This window comes from Streptomyces sp. Root431 (assembly GCF_001426585.1).
GTDB classification, from domain to species: domain Bacteria; phylum Actinomycetota; class Actinomycetes; order Streptomycetales; family Streptomycetaceae; genus Streptomyces; species Streptomyces stackebrandtii.
Genome location: NZ_LMEI01000009.1, coordinates 183656 through 200934, shown reverse-complemented (window position 1 = coordinate 200934; position 17279 = coordinate 183656). Strand labels below are relative to the sequence as shown.

At 72.7% G+C, this 17279-nt stretch carries 14 protein-coding genes; 10 read left to right on the top strand and 4 right to left on the bottom strand.

The genetic code is table 11. The features are described from left to right. Positions 1-59: 59 nt before the first annotated feature. Positions 60-1340 (bottom strand): saccharopine dehydrogenase NADP-binding domain-containing protein, encoded by a 1281-nt coding sequence (locus ASC82_RS14415; protein ID WP_079039263.1) that lies wholly within the window; start codon positions 1338-1340, stop codon positions 60-62. 181 nt (positions 1341-1521) lie between these two features. On the opposite strand from ASC82_RS14415, the gene ASC82_RS14410 reads away from it, so the two are divergent. The 4 genes from ASC82_RS14410 to ASC82_RS14395 are packed head-to-tail and all read left to right on the top strand — an operon-like array spanning position 1522 to position 7286. Next, complete coding sequence (locus ASC82_RS14410) at positions 1522-2667, top strand: CaiB/BaiF CoA-transferase family protein (RefSeq protein WP_056647047.1); 1146 nt, start codon at positions 1522-1524, stop codon at positions 2665-2667. Continuing rightward, the gene (locus tag ASC82_RS14405; protein WP_056647044.1) at positions 2664-3806 is read left to right on the top strand and encodes an acyl-CoA dehydrogenase family protein; all 1143 of its coding nucleotides are present in this window, start codon (positions 2664-2666) and stop codon (positions 3804-3806) included. The genes ASC82_RS14410 and ASC82_RS14405 overlap by 4 nt, the downstream gene beginning before the upstream one ends. A gap of 46 nt (positions 3807-3852) precedes the next feature. After that, complete coding sequence (locus ASC82_RS14400; protein WP_056647042.1) at positions 3853-5067, top strand: acetyl-CoA C-acetyltransferase; 1215 nt, start codon at positions 3853-3855, stop codon at positions 5065-5067. Between the two features lie 44 nt (positions 5068-5111). Further along, a complete protein-coding gene (locus ASC82_RS14395; protein ID WP_056647039.1) occupies positions 5112-7286 on the top strand; it encodes a 3-hydroxyacyl-CoA dehydrogenase NAD-binding domain-containing protein in 2175 nt (724 codons plus the stop codon). On the opposite strand, the gene ASC82_RS14390 is transcribed toward ASC82_RS14395, so the two are convergent. Then, on the bottom strand, positions 7273-8001 hold the full coding sequence (locus tag ASC82_RS14390; protein WP_056647036.1) for a MerR family transcriptional regulator: 729 nt from the start codon (positions 7999-8001) through the stop codon (positions 7273-7275). The genes ASC82_RS14395 and ASC82_RS14390 overlap by 14 nt on opposite strands. 290 nt (positions 8002-8291) lie before the next feature. On the opposite strand from ASC82_RS14390, the gene ASC82_RS14385 reads away from it, so the two are divergent. Next, on the top strand, positions 8292-8795 hold the full coding sequence (locus ASC82_RS14385) for a hypothetical protein (protein ID WP_056647033.1): 504 nt from the start codon (positions 8292-8294) through the stop codon (positions 8793-8795). A 24-nt stretch (positions 8796-8819) separates the two neighbouring features. On the opposite strand, the gene sph is transcribed toward ASC82_RS14385, so the two are convergent. Next, on the bottom strand, positions 8820-9824 hold the full coding sequence (gene sph / locus ASC82_RS14380) for a sphingomyelin phosphodiesterase (protein ID WP_056647030.1): 1005 nt from the start codon (positions 9822-9824) through the stop codon (positions 8820-8822). A gap of 158 nt (positions 9825-9982) precedes the next feature. On the opposite strand from sph, the gene ASC82_RS14375 reads away from it, so the two are divergent. Both ASC82_RS14375 and ASC82_RS14370 read left to right on the top strand, forming a co-directional pair. Beyond that, entirely contained in the window at positions 9983-10471 is a 489-nt protein-coding gene (locus ASC82_RS14375) for an ATP synthase F0 subunit B (protein WP_024761503.1), read from the top strand. Between the two features lie 111 nt (positions 10472-10582). Beyond that, positions 10583-11446: an oxygenase MpaB family protein gene (locus tag ASC82_RS14370; RefSeq protein ID WP_056647027.1), complete on the top strand. Its 864-nt coding sequence runs from the start codon at positions 10583-10585 to the stop codon at positions 11444-11446. Between the two features lie 44 nt (positions 11447-11490). Here ASC82_RS14370 and ASC82_RS14365 read toward each other — a convergent pair whose 3' ends face one another. Continuing rightward, entirely contained in the window at positions 11491-13041 is a 1551-nt protein-coding gene (locus ASC82_RS14365) for a M1 family metallopeptidase (protein ID WP_056647023.1), read from the bottom strand. A 396-nt stretch (positions 13042-13437) separates the two neighbouring features. Between ASC82_RS14365 and ASC82_RS14360 the strand changes: the two genes are divergently transcribed. From ASC82_RS14360 to ASC82_RS14350, 3 genes are all read left to right on the top strand, one after another. Beyond that, positions 13438-15471, top strand: coding sequence for a Xaa-Pro dipeptidyl-peptidase (locus ASC82_RS14360; RefSeq protein WP_056648541.1), 2034 nt, complete (start codon positions 13438-13440; stop codon positions 15469-15471). Then, positions 15468-16775, top strand: a complete 1308-nt coding sequence (locus ASC82_RS14355) for a M14 family metallocarboxypeptidase (protein WP_079039261.1) — start codon at positions 15468-15470, stop codon at positions 16773-16775. The genes ASC82_RS14360 and ASC82_RS14355 overlap by 4 nt, the downstream gene beginning before the upstream one ends. A gap of 118 nt (positions 16776-16893) precedes the next feature. Then, positions 16894-17196, top strand: a complete 303-nt coding sequence (locus tag ASC82_RS14350) for a hypothetical protein (RefSeq protein WP_056647020.1) — start codon at positions 16894-16896, stop codon at positions 17194-17196. Positions 17197-17279: the final 83 nt, after the last annotated feature.

Sequence of the window (17279 nt, the reverse complement as noted above, 5' to 3'; positions counted from 1 at the left end):
TCTGAGGTCCCTCCCGCCTCGTACGGTTCCGCGGCCCCGCTTCCGGTCCGCCCGGTGGGTCAGCCCCGGTGCGCCACCCGGAAGCGGATGCCCGCCGCGCGGAGCCGGTCGATCAGCGCGTCGCCCATCGCGACCGCCGTCGTCACCTGGCCCGCGGTCTTCGGCAGCGGGTCGAAGGCCAGGCAGAGCGCCGACTCGGCGAGCATCTTGGCCGTCTCGTCGTACCCGGGGTCGCCGCCCGACACCTCGGTGAACACCCGCCGTCCGCCGCCCTCGCCGACGAACCGCACAGAGAACCAGCTGCGGGCGCGCCGCTCGGCCGACGGGCCCTGCCCGGGCTGGTAACGCTCCATCAGCCAGCGCCGGACCGGGGAAAGTTGGGCCGCGACCGCACCCGCGCCGACGGCCGCCGAGCCGCCCAGGGCCATCGGGAGCGTCTTCACGGAGGCGTAGTGGCGGTAGCGGAAGTCCGGGCCGTACCGGTCGAGCGCGGCGGCCGAGCGGGCCACGACCTGCGGGTCGAGCGTCGGAAGGGGCAGGGCCCAGGTGCCCGTCTCGCGGCTGAACCGGGGGCCGCCCAGCGGCGCGCGGGCCCGGCGTCCCACCAACCTCGGCGCGTACAGGCGCCGTTCGCGGGCCGCCTCCAGGACCTGCCGGCCCCGGCCGAGCGCGGTCAGCGCCGAGGCGAACGTGCCGCCGGAGAAGGTGGCCCCGACCCGGACGAAGCCGTCGACGCGGAGCGGTACGTCCTCCGGGAGCTGCTGGACGGTGAAGTACGCGCCCAGGTCGTGCGGGACGGAGTCGAAGCCGCAGGCGTGCACGATCCGGGCCCCGGTCTCGCGGGCGCGGGCGTCGTGCCGTACGTACATCAGGTCCACGAACTCGGGCTCGCCGGTGAGGTCCACGCAGTCCGTACCGGCCTCCGCGCAGGCGGCGACCAGGCCCTCCCCGTACCAGACGTAGGGGCCGACGGTCGTCGCCACCACCCGGGCGGACTCGGCGAGCGCGCGCAGCGAGTCCGGGTCGTCGGCGTCGGCGACGAGCAGCGGCAGCTCCGCGCAGTGCGGCCACCGGGCGGCGAGCCGCTCGCGCAGGGCCGCGAGCCCGGCGCGGTTGCGCCCCGCGAGCGCCCAGCGGCACTCCGCGGGGGCGTGCTCGGCCAGGTACTCGGCGGTGAGCCCGCCCACGAAGCCGGTCGCCCCGAAGAGCACCACGTCGTACGGCCGCGTACGGCCCTCCGACCTGGCACCCTCACCCGGCCGAGCGGCGTCGCGCGCGTCGCCCCCGTCCGCCGGTCCCGCTCCGGCCGCTCCGCGCCCCGAGCCCGCCCCTGTCTCCATCCAGCCCCTCATTTCGGCCGTACCGCGCCGCCGGGCGCGGTTGTCGTCGGCGGAGAATAGCGGAACTCCGCGCCGTGGCGATTTCCAAGCGCTTGCTCGGCCGGGGGGCTTGTGCCGAGTGGAACACGTTCCTAGCATCTCCGGTGTTACATCATTGGTGTCACACACTCCTGGGGGCTCGATGAGCACGACGCACACCGCCCGGAACGGTCCCCTCTCCGGGGTGCGCGTGGTCGAACTGGCCGGCATCGGCCCCGGCCCCTTCGCCGCCATGCTCCTGGCCGACCTCGGCGCCGACGTCGTCCGCGTCGACCGCCCCGGCGGCGCCGGCCTCGGCATCGACCCGGCCCGGGACCTCACCAACCGCAACAAGCGCTCCGTCCTCGTCGACCTCAAGGCCGAGGACGGCCCCGCCACCGTGCTCGACCTCGTCGCCCGCGCCGACGTCCTCATCGAGGGCTACCGCCCCGGCGTCGCCGAACGCCTCGGCGTCGGCCCCGAGCCCTGCCTCGCCCGCAATCCCCGGCTCGTCTACGGCCGGATGACCGGCTGGGGCCAGGACGGCCCGCTCGCCACCACCGCCGGCCACGACATCGGCTACATCGCGATCACCGGCGCCCTCGGCATGATCGGCCCCGACCCGGACGGCCCGCCCACCGTCCCCGCCAACCTCGTCGGCGACTACGCGGGCGGCTCCCTCTACCTCGTCATCGGCGTCCTCGCCGCCCTCCAGCACGCGCGGGCGCACGGCGAGGGCCAGGTCGTCGACGCCGCCATCGTCGACGGCACCGCCCACCTCACCACCATGATCCACGGCATGCTCGCGGCCGGAGGCTGGCAGGACCGCAGGGGTGTCAACCTCCTCGACGGCGGCTGCCCCTTCTACGGCGTCTACGAGACCTCCGACGGCGGACACATGGCGGTCGGCGCCCTGGAAGGACAGTTCTACGCGGAGTTCGTCCGCCTCCTCGGCATCGAGGACGCCACCGCCCTGCGCGGCGACCTCGCCCGCTGGCCCGAACTGCGCGCGGCCGTCACCGACCGCTTCCGGAGCCGTACGCGCGAGGAGTGGACCTCCGTCTTCGAGGGCACCGACGCCTGCGTCGCCCCCGTCCTCTCCCTGCGCGAGGCCCCGAGCCACCCCCACCTGGCCGCCCGGGGCACCTTCACCGAGCACGCCGGCCTCACCCAGCCCGCCCCGGCACCCCGCTTCTCCGTCACCCCCGGCACCCTCCGCTCGGGCCCCGTCCTCCCCGGCGCCGACACCGCGGAAGTAGCCCACGACTGGGCCGTCCCCGCCCTGCACCCACAGGAGACCGAAGCATGAAGCGCCAGCTCTACACCGCCGACCACGAGGCCTTCCGCGCGACCGTGCGCACCTTCCTGGCCAAGGAGGTGCTGCCCTACTACGAGCAGTGGGAGCTGGACGGCATCGTCGCCCGCGAGGCCTGGCGGGCCGCCGGCCGGCAGGGGCTGCTCGGGATCGCGGTCGACGAGGAGTACGGCGGCGGGGGCAACCCCGACTTCCGCTACGGAGCCGTCCTCGCCGAGGAGTTCACCAGGGCCGGAGCCCCCGGGCTCGCCATCGGCCTGCACAACGACATCATCGGCCCGTACCTCACCTCGCTCGCCACGGACGAGCAGAAGCGGCGCTGGCTGCCCGGCTTCTGCTCCGGCGAGACCGTCACCGCCATCGCCATGACCGAACCGGGCGCGGGCTCCGACCTCCAGGGCATCCGCACCACCGCCGAGGACCACGGCGACCACTGGATCCTCAACGGCTCCAAGACGTTCATCTCCAACGGCATCCTCGCCGACCTCGTGATCGTCGTCGCCCGCACCACCCCGGAGGGCGGCGCGCACGGCCTCTCCCTCCTCGTCGTCGAGCGCGGCGCGGAAGGCTTCGAGCGCGGCCGGAACCTCGACAAGATCGGCCAGAAGTCCCAGGACACCGCCGAGCTCTTCTTCCACGACGTCCGCGTCCCCAAGGAGAACCTGCTCGGCGAGCTCAACGGCGCCTTCCTGCACCTGATGACCAACCTCGCCCAGGAGCGCCTCGCCATCGCCGTCGCCGGCATCGCCGGGGCCGAACACCTCCTGGAGCTCACCACCCGGTACGTCAAGGAGCGCGAGGCCTTCGGCCGTCCGCTCGCCAGGCTCCAGCACGTCCGCTTCGAGATCGCCGAGATGGCCACCGAGTGCGCCGTGACGCGGACCTTCGTCGACCGCTGCATCGAGGAGCACGCGAGCGGCGCTCTGGACGCCGTCCACGCCTCCATGGCCAAGTGGTGGGCGACCGAACTCCAGAAGCGGGTCGCCGACCGCTGCCTGCAACTGCACGGCGGATACGGCTACATGAGCGAATTCCCGGTCGCCCGTGCCTACACCGACGGCCGGATCCAGACCATCTACGGCGGCACCACCGAGATCATGAAGGAGATCATCGGCCGCTCCCTCCTCGGCTGACCTCCCGCCGCCCGTCTTCTCCCACCCTCATCGCGAAAGGCTTTACGTGAGCACCGAAGCGTACGTGTACGACGCGATCCGCACCCCGCGCGGACGCGGCAAGGCCAACGGCTCCCTCCACGGCACCAAGCCGATCGACCTCGTCGTCGGCCTCATCCGGGAGATCCAGGCCCGGCACCCCGGACTCGACCCGGCCGCCATCGACGACATCGTCCTCGGCGTCGTCGGCCCGGTCGGCGACCAGGGCTCCGACATCGCCCGGATCGCCGCCATCGCCGCCGGACTCCCCGACACCGTCGCCGGCGTCCAGGAGAACCGCTTCTGTGCCTCCGGCCTCGAAGCGGTCAACATGGCCGCGATGAAGGTCCGCTCCGGCTGGGAGGACCTCGTCCTCGCCGGCGGCGTCGAGTCCATGTCGCGGGTGCCGATGGCCTCCGACGGCGGCGCCTGGTTCGCCGACCCGATGACCAACCTGGAGACCAACTTCGTCCCGCAGGGCATCGGCGCCGACCTCATCGCCACCATCGAGGGCTTCAGCCGCCGTGACGTCGACGAGTACGCCGCCCTCTCCCAGGAGCGCGCCGCCGCCGCCGTCAAGGACGGCCGCTTCGCCCGGTCGATCGTCCCCGTCAAGGACCGCGCCGGACTGACCGTCCTCGATCACGACGAGTTCCTGCGCCCCGGCACCACCGCCGACTCGCTGGCCCGCCTCAAGCCCTCCTTCGCCGACATCGGCGAGCTCGGCGGCTTCGACGCCGTGGCCCTGCAGAAGTACCACTGGGTCGAGGAGATCGACCACGTCCACCACGCGGGCAACTCCTCCGGCATCGTCGACGGCGCCTCCCTCGTCGCCATCGGCTCGAAGGAGGTCGGCGAGCGGTACGGACTGACCCCGCGCGCCCGGATCGTCGCGGCCGCCGTCTCCGGCTCCGAGCCGACCATCATGCTCACCGGCCCCGCCCCGGCCACCCGCAAGGCCCTCGCCAAGGCCGGACTCACCATCGACGACATCGACCTGATCGAGATCAACGAGGCCTTCGCGGCCGTCGTCCTCCGCTTCGTCAAGGACATGGGCGTCTCCCTGGACAAGGTCAACGTCAACGGCGGCGCCATCGCGCTCGGCCACCCGCTCGGCGCCACCGGCGCGATGATCCTCGGCACCCTCGTCGACGAGCTGGAGCGGCAGGACAAGCGCTACGGCCTGGCCACCCTCTGCGTCGGCGGCGGCATGGGCATCGCCACCATCGTCGAGCGCGTCTGACCGTCCGTCCGAACCCCTCTTCACGTCCACGGAGAAGCAGAGACATGAGCGAGAGCACCACCATCCGCTGGGAGCAGGACGCGACCGGGATCGTCACCCTCGTCCTCGACGACCCCAACCAGTCCGCCAACACCATGAACCAGGCCTTCCGGGCCTCGATCATCGCGATCGCCGACCGCGTGGAGGCCGAGAAGGACTCCATCCGCGGCATCATCTACACCTCCGCGAAGAAGACCTTCTTCGCCGGCGGCGACCTCAAGGACATGGTCAAGGCGGGCCCCGAGCACGCCCAGGACATCTTCGACTCCGCCATCGGGATCAAGAACGCCCTGCGCCGCATCGAGACCCTCGGCAAGCCCGTCGTCGCCGCGATCAACGGCGCGGCCCTCGGCGGCGGCTACGAGATCGCCCTCGCCTCCCACCACCGCGTCGCCCTCGACGCCCCCGGCTCCAAGATCGGCCTGCCCGAGGTCACCCTCGGCCTGCTGCCGGGCGGCGGCGGCGTCGCCCGTACCGTCCGCCTCATGGGCATCACCGACGCCCTGCTCAAGGTGCTGCTCCAGGGCACCCAGTACGCCCCGAAGCGCGCCCTCGAGAGCGGCCTCGTCCACGAGGTGGCCGCCACCCCCGAGGAGATGATGGCCAAGGCCATCGCCTTCATCGACGCGCACCCCGAGTCCCACCAGCCCTGGGACGTCCCCGGCCACCGGATCCCCGGCGGCACCCCGTCGAACCCGAAGTTCGCCGCGAACCTCCCGGCCTTCCCGGCCAATCTGCGCAAGCAGCTGAACGGCGCGCCCTACCCGGCGCCGCGCGCCATCATGGCCGCCGCCGTCGAGGGCTCCCAGGTCGACTTCGAGACCGCGCTCACCATCGAGAGCCGGTACTTCACCGAGCTGGTCATCGGGCAGACCGCGAAGAACATGATCCAGGCGTTCTTCTTCGACCTCCAGGCCGTGAACTCCGGCGCGAGCCGGCCGAAGGGCATCGCGCCCCGCCCCGTCCGCAAGGTCGCCGTCCTCGGCGCGGGCATGATGGGCGCCGGCATCGCGTACTCCTGCGCCCGCGCGGGCATCGAGGTCGTCCTCAAGGACGTCTCCGCAGAGTCCGCCGCCAAGGGCAAGGCGTACAGCGAGAAGCTCTGCGCCAAGGCCGTCGCCAGGGGCCGTACGACGCAGGAGAAGGCCGACGCGCTCCTCGCCCGCATCACCGCGACCTCCGACGTCCAGGCCCTGGCCGGCTGCGACGCGGTCATCGAGGCCGTCTTCGAGGACACGTCCCTCAAGCACAAGGTCTTCCAGGAGATCCAGGGCGTCGTCGCCCCCGACGCGCTGCTCTGCTCCAACACCTCGACCCTGCCGATCTCCGTCCTCGCCGAGGGCGTCGAGCGGCAGTCCGACTTCATCGGCCTGCACTTCTTCTCGCCCGTCGACAAGATGCCGCTCGTCGAGATCATCAAGGGCGAGCGGACCGGCGACGAGGCCCTCGCCCGCGCCTTCGACCTCGTCCGGCAGATCAACAAGACGCCGATCGTCGTCAACGACTCCCGGGGCTTCTTCACCTCCCGGGTGATCGGCCACTTCATCAACGAGGGCGTCGCGATGGTCGGCGAGGGCATCGAGCCCGCCTCGATCGAGCAGGCCGCGGCGCAGGCCGGCTACCCGGCGAAGGTCCTCTCCCTCATGGACGAGCTGACCCTGACCCTGCCCCGCAAGATCCGCAACGAGACCCGGCGCGCGATCGAGGAGGCCGGCGGCGTCTGGGCCACCCACCCGGGCGAGGCGGTCATCGACCGCATGGTCGACGAGTTCGGCCGCACCGGACGCAGCGGCGGCGCGGGCTTCTACGACTACGCGGAGGACGGCAAGCGCGGCGCGCTCTGGCCCGGCCTGCGCGAGCACTTCGCGAAGCCCGGATACGAGATCCCCTTCCGCGACATGCAGGAGCGGATGCTGTTCTCCGAGGCGCTGGACACCGTCCGGCTCCTGGAGGAAGGCGTCCTGACCTCGATCGCCGACGCCAACATCGGCTCCATCATGGGCATCGGCTTCCCGGCCTGGACCGGCGGCGTGCTCCAGTACATCAACGGCTACGAGGGCGGCGTCGCCGGCTTCGCGGCCCGCGCGCGCGAGCTGGCGGCGACGTACGGCGAGCGGTTCGAGCCCCCGGCCCTCCTGGTGGCGAAGGCCGAGCGCGGCGAGGTCTTCACCGACTCCTGAACGCGGCGCGCAGCTCCTCGCGGAGCGAGCGCTGGAAGGCCGTGACGAGGGCCTGGACCACCATCGGCTGCATATGGGCCGAGAGCGACCGCATGGCGTTCAGGTGGTCCGGGTCCTCGGCGCTCTCCCGGTACGGGTTCCACACCTCGTCCCGGAAGAGCCGGGAGAGCTCCTGGGCGGCGGCGCGCGCGTGCTCCACGAGGACGGTCCGGGACGCAAGGATCGTCTCGTGCTCGATCGGCACGTCGAGGAGCTCGACCCCGAGCCGCAGCAGCGTCCCGTCGAGCCGGAAGGCCTCGCTCCCGTCGACCCGCTCCAGCACCCCCATGGCGGCGAGCCGCTCGACATCCTGCTCGGTCAAGGGCCGCCCGGCCCGCCGCTCCAGCTCGCGCAGCGTGATCTCCTCGTCGGACTCGGGCGCCCAGGAGGCCACGAGGGCCCGGTGGATGGCCAGGTCCTGCTCACTGAGGTCGGCCGGCAACTGCTCCAGATACCGCTCGATCGCCGCCAGCGTCATGCCCTGCCGCTGGAGCTCCTCGATGAGCGCCAGCCGCGCCAGATGCCCCGGCCCGTAGTGCCCGACCCGCCGCGCCCCGATGACGGGCGGCGGCAGCAGCCCCCGCGTCCCGTAGAACCGCACGGTCCGCACCGTGACCCCGGCCCGCGCAGCCAGCTCGTCGACCGTATAGCTCGGCTCGTGCTCCTCGTCGCTCACTTGGACAGTATTGCTGTCTCACCAGCCGTGTAAAAGACCGTGACCACTGTCAGTGGTTGCCCGTAGCGTCATCGGCATGAACGGGATCACGTACGTCGAAGGCGACGCGACCGCCCCGGGCGGAGGTCGAGCCACTGGTCGTGGGCCAGCTCGTGGACCGGGGAATTCCGGTCACCGTGTACGACTTCGGCGCGTAAGGGGCGCGGGGGCGGGGTATCGCGGGCGCTGTCGGAGGCGGGGGCTAGAGTCGGCGGCTGTTCGTATCGGGGGAACAGAAACAGGGGAGTGGGATGTACGTGCAACTCAGGGACACGGCGCAGGAGTTGGCCGGAATCCTGTGGCGGGAGCACACCGTCTACCGGGAGCGGGGCGGCGGTGTCGTGATCCGGGGTGAGCACGTCCGCCGGTGGATCAGCCTCGCCCCGACCGGGGGCAAGGACCGGGCGCTGCTGCGTGCCGGTCGCATACTCGACGGGGGGACCACGGCGCCGGCCCGGAGCGAGGTGGTCGTCGACCTGAGCGCCGGGACGGCGGAGCTGGCGACGATCTGCCGGCGGCTGCTCGCCGATGTCGCGGCCGGCGCGGACACGGCCCCGGGGCCGTCCCGCGCGGGACGGCCGAAGGAGAAGGCGGGGAAGCGCGAGAAGCCGGGGCGGGCGGCGCGTGCCGCCCGCCCCGGCCGCCGCCCCCGCCGGGAGCGGCACACCAGCGCGGGCTCGTGGTTCGTCCTGCTGTGTGTCGCCGCTGTGCTCGGCGCCTGGCTCTACAGCCAATTCGGCGGATACGGGTACTGAGCCCCGTACGTCAGCGGGGTCCGGTCAGAAGCCGGTGACGGGGTAGTGGTCGGAGAGGTTGGTGTACGTGTACCGCGTGCCCCAGCTGGAGACCGACCACGGCGCGCTCTGCTCCAGGACCACGTGGTTGGTCCAGCCGGCGGGGCGGGCGTTCCCGGCCCGGTACAGGACGTAGTCGAGGTCCTCGCGCGGGTCGTCCGGGTAGCGCTCGGAGGCGATCGAGTTCAGCTCGGTGTCGAAGGAGTACGGGTGGCCGGTGCGGGCGTCGGCCCCCGCCAGGCCCGCGTCGGCGAGCATCGTGCCGTACTCGGACGTCCGCGAGTCGACGTTCATGTCGCCGGCGACGATGACCTGCTCGTTCGCCGGGATGTTCTTGGCGTCGAGGAAGGCGTCCATGGCCTTGAACTGGCGGCTGCGCATCTGCGCCGCCTCGCCCGCCGAGCAGCCCGGGTCGGTGGACTGGGCGTGGGTGCCGACGACGTGGACCCGGCTCCCGTTCACGTCCAGGACGGTGTAGACGAAGCCCTTGTTCGAGTACCAGTCGGCGCCGCAGGCGTCCTTGTAGACGTACTGCTCCTTGCGGACGATCGGCCACTTGCTGAGGATCGTCACCCCGCCGTCCTCGGGCGTGGTCGCGGAGTAGGCCCCGCCGGTGGCGTCCCAGCCGGTCTTGCTGCGCCCCATGACCGGGGTCTGGTGCGGGTACTGCGCGGCGGCGTTCGCCTTGAGCGCGTCGGAGGAGGAGTTGTCGAAGGCCTCCTGGATCACGACGACGTCCTGCCCCTGGAAGAAGGGGGCGGCGGGTATCGCCTTGGCCCGGTGGTCCTGGCCCCAGTTCGGGTAGAGCGTCTTGGAGAAGAGGAAGGTGTTGTAGGTGAGCACCTTCAGGCGCGGCGCCTCGGCGGTCGTGGCGGCGGAGGCGGCGCCGGCGACCGGAGCGGTGGCCGCCAGGGTGGCAGCGGCGAGCGCGAGGGAAAGAGCGGTGCCGGGGGCGCGGCGGAGCGCGGCGAAGGACACGAGAACTCCCATGGAGGCGTGGGGGGTTGGCCTGGCGCCGCACATACAATCAGCCGTGGTTACCTTCCGGTAGCCTTTGGATGCCGGGAATCTTGCCGAACTCGCACAACCGCGCCAACTCTCCTCCCAGTGTCTGAATTGTCCTTATTTGAACCAGGTAGAATGCGCGCATGACCCTCGCTAGTAACCCCACTGTCTTCGAGATGGACCTTGGTCCGCTCAACCCCGTCTGGGCCGAGCTCATCCTCGGCGTGGTGTTGTTCGCACTCACCTTCCTCATCCTGGCGAAGGGGATCCTCCCGAAGATCCGTCGCACGCTCGACGAGCGTGAGGACGCCATCGACGGCGGCACCGAGCGCGCCGACGACCTGCGCTCCGAGGCCACGCAGATCCGTGAGCAGTACGAGGCGGAGCTCGCCGAGGCCCGCCACGAGGCCGCGCGCATCCGCTCGCAGGCCACCGAGGAGGGCTCGGCCGCCATCGCCGCCGCCCGTGCCGAGGGCAACGCCGAGCGCGACGCCATCCTCGCCGCCGGTGCCGAGAAGATCGCCGCCGAGCGCGCCGCCGCCGAGCGCGAGCTCACCGCGGACGTCGACGCCTGGGCCCACGCCCTCGCCGCCCGCATCGTCGGCGAGCCGGTCGGCGCCGACCGCTCCTGAACCCACGCTTTCCGCGAAGGGGCCGTTCACCGGGCAGTAAGCCCGGGGACGGCCCCTTCGCCATGAGCGCGGTCCGGGCATCTACTGGACGTGTACGGAAGGAGCCATCACATGAGCCGCCCGCAGGAGGAGTCCCCCGCACCGCCGCCCGTCGGCGGGGTGCTGTGGAGCGTCGCCGGTGACATCCGGGCTCTCCTGATGCTGCCCGCCGCCCTCACCATGCAGGTCGCGCACCCCGCGATCGGCGCCGGGGTCGACGAGCACTCCGTCTTCCGCACCGACCCCTGGGGCCGCGGCGAGCGCTCCCTGCGCTCGGTCCAGCTCTGGGTGTACGGAGGCGAGGAGGCCGCCGAGGAGGGCCGCCGCCTCCGGCGGCTGCACCGCGACATCCAGGGCACCGACGCCCACGGCCGCACGTACCACGCCCTCACCCCGGCCTACTACTCGTGGGTGCACGCGACCGGCTTCCCCGTCTACCGGTACGGCCTCGGCCTCCTCGCCCGCCCCCTCACCGACGCCCAGGAGCGGCAGCTGTACGCCGAGTGGCTCCGGGTCGGCCGCGTCCTCGGCATCCACGACCGGGACATGCCGCAGACGGTCGAGGAGTTCTGGCCGTACTACCGGAAGGTCCTCGCCGACGAGCTGGAGGCCACCGTCGTCGTCCGGGAGCTGCTCGACCCGGACCTGCCCGTGCCCGCCCCGGACCGGGGCCCGCCGCTCCTCCGACTCGCCCTCCGGCTGCTCTGGCCCGTCCTGCGCCGCCCGTTCCTGCGGCTGCGGGCCTTCCTCACCGTGGGCATGATGCCGCCGGACGCCCGCGAGGCCATCGGCCTGGAGTGGACGGACGCGCAGGAGCGTGCGCTGCGCCGGTTCGCCCGGGTCGTCCGGGCCGTGGTCCCCGTCCTGCCCGAGCGGCTGCGCTATCTGCCCCTGGCCCGGAAGGCGCGCGAGGCCGCCCGCCGCGCGAAGCGCTGACGGACGGCCCGCTCGGCACCCGAGCGTCACGCGGTCATCGTGGGTCAGTGCGCGTCGTGGTCGTGGACCGTGTTCGTCGCCGCGATCTTCTTCCACGACTTCGGCTGCGCGGGCCGGGGAGCAGCCGACCGTGCCGCCGACCGGGCGGTCGGACCGGCCGCCGGCGCCGCCGCGGGGGCGGACAGACCGGCCGCGGCCGCCGTCGAGGCGGCCGGCTTCGACGGCTGGTACAGCCAGGTGTCGAAGAGCCCGGCGAGCGGCTTGCCGGAGACCCGCTCCGCGTACCGCACGAAGTCGCCGACCCGGGCGTTGCCGTAGGCGAACTCCTGCGGCCAGCCCTTCAGGATCGCGAAGAAGTCGTCGTCGCCGATCTCGTTGCGCAGGGCCTGGAGCGCCAGCGCGCCCCGGTCGTAGACGGCGATGTGGAACTGGTTCTCCGCGCCCGGGTCACCCGGCTTGACCGTCCAGAACGGGTCCTCGGCCGTCCGCGTGGCGTACACGTAGTCCGCCAGCTCCTGCGCCGTGCCCTCGCCCTCCTTCTCCGACCACAGCCACTGGCTGTAGCGGGCGAAGCCCTCGTTGACCCAGATGTCCTTCCAGTCGCGGACGGACACGCTGTCGCCGTACCACTGGTGCGCCAGCTCGTGGACGACGACCGACACGTTCGCGCCGTTGGCGAACTGCCGCGGGCTGTAGAACGGACGGGTCTGCGTCTCCAGGGCGAAACCGGTCGTCACGTTCGGCACGTATCCGCCGAGGGCGTTGAAGGGGTACGGCCCGAAGACCCCCTCCAGCCACTCCGCGACCTCGGTCGTCCGCTCGATCGAGGCGCGCGCGGCCCCGTCGTTGTCGCCGAGGTCCTTGCTGTACGCGTTGAGGACCGGCAGCCCGTTCGCCGTCTTGTCCGTCGTGATGTCGAACTTGCCGACGGCGAGCGTGGCCAGATAGGTCGCCTGCGGCTTGTTCGAGCGCCAGTTGAAACGGGTCCAGCCGAGCCGCGAGGACTGCGACTGGAGCACGCCGTTGCTGATGGCCTGCGTGCCGTCCGGCACGGCGACGGAGACGTCGAAGGTGGCCTTGTCCAGCGGGTGGTCGTTGGACGGGAACCACCAGGCGGCCGAGTCCGGCTCCTGCGCGGCGACGCCGCCGTCCGGGGTGCGCGCCCACGCCGACCAGCCGTCGACCTTGAACTCCGAGGGCTTGCCCGCGTAGCGGACGACGACCGAGATCGCCTTGTTCTTCTCCAGCGGGACGGCCGGGGTCACCTCCAGCTCGTGGTCGCCCGAGGTGGTGAACTTCGCGAGGCGCCCGTTGACCCGGACCTCACTGACCTTCAGACCGAGGTCCAGGTTGAACCGCGACAGGTTCTGCTTCGTCTTGGCGACGATCGTCGCCGTGCCTTCGAGCAGGTCGGTCGCCGGCTGGTACGTCAGCCGCAGGTCGTAGTGGGAGACGTCGTAGCCGCCGTTGCCGCTGGCGGGGTAGTAGGAGTCGCCGATGCCCGGGGCCCCAGGAGTGAAGTCGGCCGCCGATGCCGGGATCGCCAGCAGCAGGGAGGCCGCGAGGGCGCTCGGAACGATGATTCTGCGGTGCACAGGTGCTCCCCAAGTCATAAGAAACGTAAGACGCGCGGGTGGTCGTCGGTCCCTGGCCGTGTCCGGCGGATCAGAGGCGGGTCCGCGGCGTCTGGCACGGCACCTCGCCGCGTTGCCGAAACGCCTGAATAGCTCCGCTATTAAGGCGCTCCGGCGCCTTGCGATGCACCGCACCAGACGCCGCGGCCTATCCGCCCCTGATCCGCCGGACACGGCCTGGTTCGGACCCTATTCAGCGCCCCGACGCACCGTCACGTCCAGAGGACCCCTTGTCACACGATCGCCATTCGGCCGACATGAACCCCCACCGTCCCCGGAATGCCCCCGAATCACCCCTGATTGCCTCCGGCACTCTTTTGCACGGGAGTTGACCGGGGTACGTTCCCGCCCATGCCGATGCGAAAGCGGAGAACCCGCGGAGCCCGACTGCCGTACGGAACCCTCGTGGCCGCGGCCACGGCCGCCCTGCTCGCGACCCTGGTCACCCCGGCGGGCGCCCAGCCGGCGCCGCCGGCGTCCGCCGAGCCGTCCACGGCCTCCGTAAGCGAGTCGCGGCCCGTCCACTCCTACGCCGACGCCATCCGCGAGTCCGTCTGGGTCGACACCGGACTCGACGGCGACGGGGACGGCCGCGCCGACCGGGTCGCCGTCGACATCGTCCGCCCCCGGGAGCCCGCCGCGGCGGGCCGGAAGATCCCGGTCATCATGGACGCCAGCCCGTACTACGCCTGCTGCGGGCGCGGCAACGAGAGCCAGAAGAAGACGTACGACGCCGACGGGAACCCCGTCCAGTTCCCGCTCTTCTACGACAACTACTTCGTCCCGCGCGGCTACGCCTTCGTCGCCGTCGACCTCGCCGGCACCAACCGCTCCGACGGCTGCGACGACGTCGGCGGACGCTCCGACGTCCGGTCCGCCAAGGCCGTCGTCGACTGGCTGAACGGCCGCGCCCGCGGCTACACCACCCCCACCGGTACGGAGCGGGCCGGGGCCACCGGCTGGAGCACCGGCAACGTCGGCATGATCGGCAAGAGCTGGGACGGCACCATCGCCAACGGCGTGGCCGCCACCGGGGTGGAAGGGCTGAAAACGATCGTTCCGATCGGTGCCATCTCGTCCTGGTACGACTACTTCCACGCCCAGGGCGCCCCGCTCTACAACGCCAACCCGAGCTGGCTCTCCGACTACGTCAGCAGCCCCGCCGCGCGCGCCCGCTGCGGGGCCGTCCAGGACCGGATCACCGCGGCCACCCCGTACAGCGGCGACTGGACCTCCGCCTGGAGCGAGCGCGACCACGTCCGGGACGCCGCGAAGGTGAAGGCCAGCGTCTTCGTCGTCCACGGTCAGCAGGACCTGAACGTCCGCGCCAACCAGTTCGGCAAGTGGTGGGACGCGCTCGCCGCGAACGGCGTCGAGCGGAAGATCTGGCTCTCCCAGACCGGCCACGTCGACCCCTTCGACTTCCGGCGCGCCGACTGGGTCCGCACCCTGCACCGCTGGTTCGACCACCACCTCCTCGGATACGAGAACGGCATCGACCGCGAGCCGGTCGCCGACATCGAGCGCGCCCCGGACCGCTGGACCACCGACCGGCAGTGGCCGCCGCGCGGCACCGAGGACACCACCCTGCGCCCCGCCCCGGGCGCCGCGCCCGGCGCCGGCACCCTCGGCCGGACGCCCGCCGCCCCCGGCTCCACCGCGACCTTCACCGACGACCCGGGCCTCGGCGAACTGGACTGGGCCGCCCGCGTCGACTCCGCGACCCCCGAGAAGGCCGGCTTCGTCACCCGGCCGCTCTCCCGCGACCTGCGGATCTCCGGCTCCTCGAAGGTGACGGTCACGGCGACCCCGACCACCGCCACCGCGCACCTCTCCGCCGTCCTCGTCGACCTCGGCCCCGACACGATCCGCGACTACGCGGCGGCGGGGGAGGGCATCACCACGCTCGCCGACCGCACCTGCTGGGGTGCGAGCACCCCCGGCGACAGCGCCTGCTTCAAGGAGACCCGGGCCCGCACGACGGACGTCGGGTACACGGTCGTCAGCCGCGGCTGGGCCGACCTCGGCACCTGGGCGGACCCCCGCAAGGAGCGGCCGCTGACCCCCGGCAGGGCGTACACCCTGACCCTGGACCTCGCCGCCACCGACCACGTCGTCCCGGCGGGCCACCGCCTCGCCCTGATCGTCGGCGGCACCGACAAGGACCTGATCGACCCGCCGTCGACCACGCCGACCCTGACCCTCGACCTCAGCCGCACCCGGGCGAAGCTGCCCCTGGTCGGCGGCGCGGCCGCCTTCACCCGGGCCACCACCGGGCCGTCCCCGGCCCTGCCCTCGCCCGCCGCCCGGCCGTCCCTGACCGGCAGCGGCCCCGTACCGCCGGCCGCCGTCACCGGACCGCGCCTCCCCGCGCCGGGAGCCGCCCGATGAGACTCCCTGCCGCGCACCGGAGTTCGCGCCGGGTGCTCGCCCTCGCGGCGGGCGCCGCGGTCCTCGCCCTGCCGCTCGTCACCGTCCCCGCCAAGGCGGCGGACAGCGCGCCGCCGCAGCCCCTCCCGCGCACCGGGTTCGAGACGAGCCTCGGTGCCCGGTGGACCACGGAGGCCGAGGAGTCGGAGTTCCTCGCGGCCGTCGACCGGGGCAGCGACCGGGTGTCGCTGCGCACGATCGGCACGACGTCCCAGGGCCGACCGCTGCGGCTCGCGACCCTCGGCACGGGCCGCACCACCGTGCTCCTCGTCTGCAGCCAGCACGGCGACGAGCCGGCGGGCCGCGAGGCCTGCCTGAGCACGCTGCGCGACCTCTCCACCGCCCGGGACCCGGAGACCCGGCGCTTCCTCGCCCGGACCACCCTCCTCGTCGTGCCCACCGCCAACCCCGACGGCCGGGAGGCCGACACCCGGGGCAACGGCGACGGCATCGACGTCAACCGCGACCACATCGCCCTGCGCACCGCCGAGGCCCGGGCCGTGGCCGCCGTCATCCGCGACCGGCGTCCGGAACTCGTCTACGACCTCCACGAGTACGGGGCCACCCCCCGCTACTACGACAAGGACCTGCTCGCCCTCTGGCCGCGCAGCCTCGACGCCGACCCGCACGTCCACGACGAGTCCCGGACGCTCTCGGAGTCCTACGTCCGGCCCGCCGCCGGGCTCGCCGGCTACACCACCGGCATCTACGGCATCTGGACCGATCCCCTCACCGGCAAGCCGGTCAAGCAGGTCGCGGGCGACGGCCAGGAGCGGATCCTGCGCAACACCGCGGGCATCAAGCACTCCGCCGGACTGCTCGTCGAGACCCGCGTGGACCCGCTCGACGAGGTCGAGCAGAGCGACCCGGCGCGCAACCACCGGCGCCGCGTCGCCACCCAACGGGCAGCCCTGGAAGGCGCGTTCGCCTACGTCGACGAGCGGCGCGGGCCGCTCACCGCGGCGACCACCGCCGCCCGCCACTCCGGATTCGCCGACCGGGGCCCGGTCTACCTCGGCGGCGCCGACAACGACCCGCCGGAGCCCGACGAGATCCTCGCCGACCCGCCCTGCGGCTACCGCCTGGACGCCGCGCAGTTCGCCGAGGCGGGCGACGAACTCGCCCTGCACGGCGTCGGCTTCCGGCGGGACGGTGCCGGGGTGTTCGTACCGCTGCGCCAGTCGCAGCGCGCGCTCGTCCCGCTCCTCCTCGACGAGCGCGCGACCTATCACCTCGTCAGTGGGAGTCCTGTGAAGGAATGTTGACGGTTGGCCGTCAGGGGCGCTCGATGGCGTGAAACCGACGTCGGCGGAGGTAAAGTTACCGGTCGGTACTGACCATGCCTCAAACCGGCGTCACACGCCGGGAAGTTGGAGAACCACCATGCGCCACACGATGTCCCTCCGTCGCACCCTGACGGCCGTGCTCACCACGACGCTGCTCGCCGGGGGCGTGCTGCTCGGGCAGACGGTTACCGCCGAGCCCGCGGCCGCCGCCAAGATCACCTGCAACATCGACAAGCTGCGGTCGGACGCCCACAAGGAGCGCGCCCGCGCTGCCCAGCTCCGCGGCCTCGGCGCCACGGCGGAGGCCCGCAAGGCCGCCGCCCGCGCCGACGCCCTGGAGCGGCGCGCCCAGCAGTGCCACGACGCGGAGAACAACAACCGCCCGCCGCTCTGGAAGTAGCGGCTCGCGCGGGGCGGGTACGGTCCGAAGGGGCCGTACCCGCCCCGCGGCCGTTCGCGGGGCCGGCCCGGGCCACCGGCTCG